Origin of the sequence: Kordia algicida OT-1 (genome assembly GCF_000154725.1) — a bacterium.
Taxonomy (GTDB): Bacteria; Bacteroidota; Bacteroidia; order Flavobacteriales; family Flavobacteriaceae; genus Kordia; species Kordia algicida.
On the sequence record NZ_DS544873.1, the window covers coordinates 2017248 to 2024629 of the forward strand.

Below are 7382 nucleotides of genomic sequence, written 5' to 3' on the forward strand. Positions count from 1 at the left end.
TTGAACTTTGCTATTTTTGATTTTACTGAACCAAATATTTCCTAATGAGAAAACTAATACTGTTTATTTTAGTGACTTGTGCTTTTATTTCAACAAGTGTTGCACAAAAACCAGATAAACTTTCCTCCAACCAAATCTACGAGAAAGTCCAAAAATTAAACTTCTTAGGTTCTGCACTTTACATTGCAGCACATCCCGACGACGAAAACACACGTCTTATTGCTTACCTTTCCAACAATGTAAAAGCACGAACTGCGTATTTATCATTGACGCGCGGTGATGGCGGACAAAATTTAATTGGTCCTGAAATTCGCGAGCAACTCGGTGTCATTCGTACACAAGAATTACTAGCCGCTCGACGCGTAGATGGTGGAGAACAACTATTTTCTCGTGCCAATGATTTTGGCTATTCCAAACATCCTGATGAAACCTTTGACATTTGGAACGAAGACGAAGTACTGAGTGATGTGGTTTGGGCTATTCGTAAATTCAAACCAGACGTCATCATCAATCGTTTCGATCACAGAACGCCTGGAAGAACACACGGACATCATACAGCTTCTGCCATGTTAAGTATGGAAGCTTTTGATTTAGCCGGCGATAAAAACGCATACGCCTCACAATTAAAAACATACGACGCTTGGCAACCAACACGCCTATTTTTCAATACTTCTTGGTGGTTTTACGGAAGCCGAGAAAAATTTGAAAAAGCAGATAAAAGCAACATGCTAAACTTCGATATTGGCGTGTACTATCCGTTAAAAGGACTGTCAAACAACGAATTGGCTTCCATAGCGAGCAGTCAGCATTTATGTCAAGGTTTTGGACGATTGACTTCGCGTGGAACACAACAAGAATATGTTGAATTTTTAAAAGGAGATTTTCCAAAAGACAAAAGCAATATTTTTTCAGGAATTGATACTACTTGGAATCGTGTAAAAGGCGGAAAAGCTATTGGAAACATTTTAAATACTATTGAAAAGAATTTTGACTTCGTAAATCCTTCGTCACACTTACCAAAATTGATGGAAGCTTACGGAATGATTCAAAAGTTAGAAGATGAACATTGGAAAACAATCAAATTAGCTGAAATTGAAACCATAATTCAGGCTTGCGCCGGATTGTACCTAGAAGCTTCTGCTATTTCCCCAAGTGCAACTCCTAGAAGCGATATTAAAATCAACATTGAAGCGCTCAACAGAAGCAATACCGCAATCAAACTAAAAACGATTACAGCGACAAGCGACAATAAAACAACAACGAAGAACATTGATCTTTTACCAAATAAAAGAGAAAACATTTCCCTAGAAGCAAACTTAGCAACCGACGAATATTCAGCACCGTATTGGTTGTTTGAAAAAGGGACTTTGGGAATGTACAACGTTGCCGATCAACAATTACGCGGATTACCAGAAACACCGCGACCTGCAATATTAAAATTCAATCTAGAAATTGCAGGGAAACCAATTACCATTACAAAACCTGTCATATATCGTTACTCAAAACCAGACAAAGGCGAATTGTATCAGCCATTTGAAATTTTGCCAGAAGTAACTGCCGATTTTAAAGACAAAGTCCTGATTTTTTCCACAAAAGATGCCAAAGAAATTCCTGTAACGGTCAAAGCCGGAAAAGACAATATTGATGGTTATGTTTCTATCAAACATCCGTATAGCTGGAAGGTGTATCCTGAAAAACAAAAAGTAACTATTGCGCAAAAAGGTGACGAAGTAACGTTGATGTTTACGGTAATTCCGCCAGCAACACAAAGTGAAGGTATTTTAACGCCAGAAGTATTTATTGGAAATAAAAAATATACGCAAGCACTTAGTGAAATTGAATACGATCACATTCCGAAACAGTCGGTTTTATTGCCTTCGGAGACGAAAGTGGTTCGTTTGAATATCCAGAAAGGCGGACAATATATCGGCTATATTCAAGGTGCAGGAGACGCCATTCCCGAAAGCTTACGCCAGATTGGTTATGATGTAGAAATAATTGATCCTGCTTCAATTGATGCTGAGTCGCTTCAAAAGTACGATGCGGTTGTGGTAGGAATTAGAGCTTACAATACGGTTGACGAGTTAAAATTCAAACAAAAATACATTTTAGATTATGTAAAAAATGGCGGAAATGTAATTGTTCAGTACAACACAAATCGTCGTGTAAAAGTCGATCCAAGCGAAATTGCTCCGTATAACTTACAACTTTCCAGAGATCGTGTCACTGACGAAAATGCAAAAGTTACAGTAATTGCAAAAGATCATTCTCTTGTAAACTTTCCAAATAAAATTGAAGCTAAAGATTTTGATGATTGGGTTCAAGAACGTGGTTTGTATTTTCCAAACAGTTGGGCTCCAGAATTTACACCAATTCTCTCTATGAATGATAAAGGTGAAACGGAGAAAAAAGGAAGTTTGCTCGTTGCTAAATACGGAAAAGGAAACTATATCTACACAGGATTGAGTTTCTTCCGTGAATTGCCTGCGGGCGTTCCTGGCGCGTATAAACTTTTTACCAATATGATTTCTATTGGAAAATCAGAAATTGTCACAAAACCGCAACTAAAAAACTAAGACATGGACACTGAAAAATTTGTTTGGAAAAAAATGTATACGATCATCTTGGTTGCCAACTTGGCGTATATTTTATTCTTTTACCTCATCATGAATTTATTCTCCTAACCCACAGAACATGATTGCATTAGACTGGATTGTATTAATAGGAACATTGGCCGCAATTGTTGGTTACGGAACTTGGAAAACGCGCGGAAGCAAAAGCTCAGAAGATTATATACGAGGTGGAAGCACCACAAAATGGTGGACCATTGGTTTATCGGTCATGGCAACACAAGCAAGCGCCATTACTTTTTTATCTACTACAGGACAAGCCTACAGCGACGGAATGGGATTTGTACAATTCTATTTTGGAGTTCCAATTGCTATGGTCATTATCTGTATGGTATTTATTCCTTTATATCACAAATTGAAAGTCTACACGGCGTATGAATTTCTAGAAAATCGATTTGACTTAAAAACGAGAAGTTTAACTGCTATTTTATTCTTAGTTCAACGTGGATTGGCAGCAGGAATCACCATTTTTGCGCCTGCCATTATTCTTTCTATAGTTTTAGGTTGGAACCTGATTACGCTAAATATTATTATTGGAGTTTTAGTGATTATTTATACGGTTTCTGGTGGAACAAAAGCTGTAAGTGTCACACAAAAACAACAAATGTTTGTCATTTTTGCAGGAATGTTTGCCGCATTTTTCATTACGTTAGACTTAATTCCTGATGATGTAAGTTTTACAAATGCACTTGATATTGCAGGTGCGAGTGGAAAAATGGAAGTCTTAGATTTTTCGTTCGATTTGGATAATAGATATACCATTTGGACAGGAATTATTGGCGGAAGTTTCTTGGCACTCTCCTACTTCGGAACCGACCAAAGTCAAGTACAACGCTATCTTTCAGGAAAATCTGTAAAGGAAATGCGTTGGGGAATGATGTTTAACGGATTGCTAAAAGTACCGATGCAATTTTTCATCTTATTAGTTGGTGTAATGGTCTTTGTGTTCTATCAATTCAACAAAGCTCCATTGAACTTTATTGACGCCTCTACAGAAAAAGTAATGGCTTCAGAATACAGCGAGGAATATCAAGCATTGAGAGATAAGCAAACGGCATTATTCGATCAGAAACAAACGGTAAGTTTGAAACTAGCAAAATCATACAATGAGGCAGACAAGAAAAAATTACTGCGTTTGGATAGTATTGAAAAGTCATACAGAGCGGAAGCTAAATACTTAATAAAACGTGCTGTTGACAGTGATTATGGTGTGAAATACGATAAACTTTCAAAGGAATTATCGGAAATAAAGACAAATCCAAACGATCCGACATACGAAGAAAAAAGTGCGGAATTGACTAAACTATACAAAGACGCCGCAAAAGACAATGCTACAAATGATCGTGATTACATGTTTATCTCGTTCATTTTAAAATACTTACCAAATGGTTTGATCGGATTGTTATTAGCGGTGATTCTATCGGCTGCGATGTCATCTACAGCTTCTGAAATAAATGCATTGGCAACTATTACATCAATCGATTTATACAAAAGAAACCGAGAAGGAAGCGTTGCAATTGATCCTGATAAAGACGATGCACATTATGTAAAAGCTACCAAATTATTTACGTTAGGTTGGGGAATTTTGGCTATTATCATTGCTTGTTTTGCGAGTTTGGCTGAAAATTTAATTCAATTGGTAAATATTATCGGTTCTATTTTTTATGGAAATGTATTAGGTATTTTCCTGTTGGCATTCTTCTTTAAATATGTAAAAGGAAATGCCGTGTTTGTGGCTGCATTAATTACGCAAGTCATCGTTGTATTTATTTGGTATATAGATGTGATACCGTTTTTATGGTTAAATTTAGTAGGCTGTATTTTGGTCATTTTCTTAGCGATGATCCTACAATCAACAAATAAAAAAGTAGCATAAAAAAACACAGGTTGTTACAAATAAGTTATTTCTTCAACGCAACCTTTTTACAAAATGTACATCATAAGTGTATAAACCGTAATAAATTTTATGAAAAAACTAACCAAACTAATCATTGCATTTGCGTGCCTTCTTACCTTTCAAAATTGTACTAATGATGATTTTGACACGCGAACTGTACCAAACCTTCAAACCCAAGAAGATATTGTACGTGATGAAGAATTCATTGCAGAAAACTTCGGAGCATTCACTACAGGTGACTTTTATGGAACTATCCAAGATCAATATGGAGGACTTTTAAATAACGTACAAGTCACTATTGGAAATACGACAGTACTTACAGACCGAAATGGTATCTTTTTGATAAAAGATGCAACTGTATATGAAAATTTTGCACACATCAAAGCAAAAAAAGAAGGCTATATTGATGGTTCTAGAGTTGTAATTCCTAAACTCGAAGGAGAAAACAGAATTCAAATTTTCATGTATAAAAAGGAAATTATTGCTTCTGTAAATTCAGGTGAATTTTCTACAGTTAGTTTACCCAACGGTGCAAAAATTAATTTTAGCGGTGGTTTTGTTCGGCAAAACGGAACTGCATACAACGGACAAGTAGATGTTGTTTTTAATTATTTACGCCCAAATTCAATAAACACATACAGATACATGCCAGGTAGTTTGTTTGCTCAAAATGCCAACAATAATGCTGTAGCTTTGGAAACTTTAGGTATGATGTCTGTAAATTTATTTTCTCCTAGTGGAGAAGAACTTAACATCAACGAGTTTAATCGTGCCACACTAGAATTCCCTATTACCACATCGAATGCTCCTGATTTTATTCCTTTATGGTATTTTGACGAAGAACGCGGATATTGGAAAGAAGAAGGACAAGCAGTGAAATTTTCAAATATGTATGTTGCTGAAGTTTCACATTTTACTTGGTGGAATTGTGATTTACCATTAGACTACATTGAAGCTTGCTTTTCATTGTCATTGACCAATGTAGATGAAGCAGTACCTTATTATGTAATTCTTAGACGTGTAGTAGACGGTCGAATACTTTATGTTGGAATTATGACAGCAAATGAAGGTGTTGAATGCGGTTTAATTCCCGAAAATGAAGAAGTTAAAGTAGAAGTCTACGGATCCTTAGGAAACTGTAGCGGACTTCAAGTATACTCGGAAACAGTTGGAGGCTTTTCTACAGATACCAATGTTACTATTTCCTTTTCATATGAAGAAAATCAAACTACGCACATTACAGGAATGGTAACCAATTGTGATGGAAACATGCTTACAAACGGATATGTATATATAGATGAACTTAACAATTATGTGATAGACGATGGTGTCATAGATATTCACGTTCCTTTTTGTGAAGTTACTACAGTAGATGTTCAAGTATTTGATTTTGATACCAATCAGTGGAGCATTACAGAAAATGTGACACTTAGTACAACGCCTGTTCATATTGGTAATGTAAGTACATGTGCTAACATGGGCGGCGCATTCAATGGAAACTTGGTTTTATCAACACAGCAAGAAGTAAATGACTTTGGAGTCTTTAATTTTACAGAAGTCCAAGGTGATGTAATTATTGGAAATGCAACCAACTACACTGATATTATCGATTTAACTCCGTTAAGTTCCATAAATTATATTTCGGGTAGTTTAACAATTACAGGAAATGAAAACCTTAACAGTTTTCAAGGTTTACAAAATATAATGAATATTGATGGTGACAAACTTCATATTCAAAACAATCCTACCTTAACTTCATTGCAAGGATTTAACTTTTCAACCATCAATGATTTATTGATTGAAGACAACGATGCTTTAACTACATTACAAGGAATCAATAATTTTACATCAATAAGTAATTTACATATTACTGAAAATGATGGACTCGCTTCACTTACAGGTGCTAACAATTCAATTAGTATTGAAGAAGATCTGAGAATATCTAAAAATAATTCATTAACATCGTTACAAGGTATTGAAGTATTCAATCTATCAAGTCAAAACGATCTCCATATTCTAGACAATGATGCCCTAACGTCGCTACAAGGTATGGAAGGAATTACGGAACTTCGTTTCTTATACATTCGTTATAATGATGTGCTTGCTTCACTTGCACAACTAGAAAATTTAACAACAGTGCTAGACATTATGATAGATGATAATGATTCCTTGGTCAATCTCCAAGGTTTAGAACAACTCACACAAGCAAGAAGCATTATTGTTGCAAATAATGAAGCATTACTGACTTTAGATGGGATAGAAAATGTAGTAATTAACGGAGATTTATTTTCATTAATCAACATTGGAGTGATACAATGGGAAGGTGATTGTGGTGGTTATATCAATGGACCAAATCCAAACTTAAGTGATTTATGCGCGCTTACAAGTGTATTAGAAAACTCAAATTGGAATAATAATTTTTGCGTTGTCGTTGTTGGAAACGCTTATAATCCTTCTGGAGCAGACATTATAAATGGTGATTGTAGCCAATAGCATTTAGCATTTAGCATTTAGCATTTAGCATTTAGCATTTAGCATTTAGCATTTAGCATTTAGCATTTAGCATTTAGCATTTAGCATTTAGCATTTAGCATTTAGCATTTAGCATTTAGCATTTAGCATTTAGCATTTAGCATTTAGCATTTAGCAAAAAAAAGCCTTTCTAACAATCTAGAAAGGCTTTCTTAATTATATTTTTTATTGCGATAGATCAAAATTATTTACCGCATCTGATATTTCATACCCCAAACGCAAACCTTCCGTACAATCCATTCGTAAATGTACGCCTAGTGGCAAACGCGAATAACCATTTTCTTCTGCCATTTGTGCAAATGTTGTATAAGTTCTTGGTGCAC

General features: G+C 35.3%; 3 protein-coding genes. All 3 read left to right on the forward strand.

Annotated features, from left to right (window positions below; translation table 11 throughout):
* Positions 1–44: 44 nt before the first annotated feature.
* The 3 genes from KAOT1_RS08615 (at position 45) to KAOT1_RS08625 (ending at position 7020) form a co-directional block, all read left to right on the forward strand.
* Positions 45–2576: a PIG-L family deacetylase gene (locus KAOT1_RS08615; RefSeq protein WP_040559431.1), complete on the forward strand. Its 2532-nt coding sequence runs from the start codon at positions 45–47 to the stop codon at positions 2574–2576.
* 118 nt (positions 2577–2694) lie between these two features.
* A complete protein-coding gene (locus tag KAOT1_RS08620; RefSeq protein WP_007094388.1) occupies positions 2695–4506 on the forward strand; it encodes a sodium:solute symporter in 1812 nt (603 codons plus the stop codon).
* 90 nt (positions 4507–4596) lie between these two features.
* Positions 4597–7020, forward strand: a complete 2424-nt coding sequence (locus KAOT1_RS08625; protein ID WP_007094389.1) for a leucine-rich repeat domain-containing protein — start codon at positions 4597–4599, stop codon at positions 7018–7020.
* Positions 7021–7382: the final 362 nt, after the last annotated feature.

Excerpts from the sequence above, each read along its gene's own strand:
- KAOT1_RS08620 (WP_007094388.1), top strand. The coding sequence starts at position 2,695 with ATGATTGCATTAGACTGGATTGTATTAATAGGAACATTGGCCGCAATT.
- KAOT1_RS08625 (WP_007094389.1), top strand. The coding sequence starts at position 4,597 with ATGAAAAAACTAACCAAACTAATCATTGCATTTGCGTGCCTTCTTACC.
- KAOT1_RS08615 (WP_040559431.1), top strand. The coding sequence starts at position 45 with ATGAGAAAACTAATACTGTTTATTTTAGTGACTTGTGCTTTTATTTCA.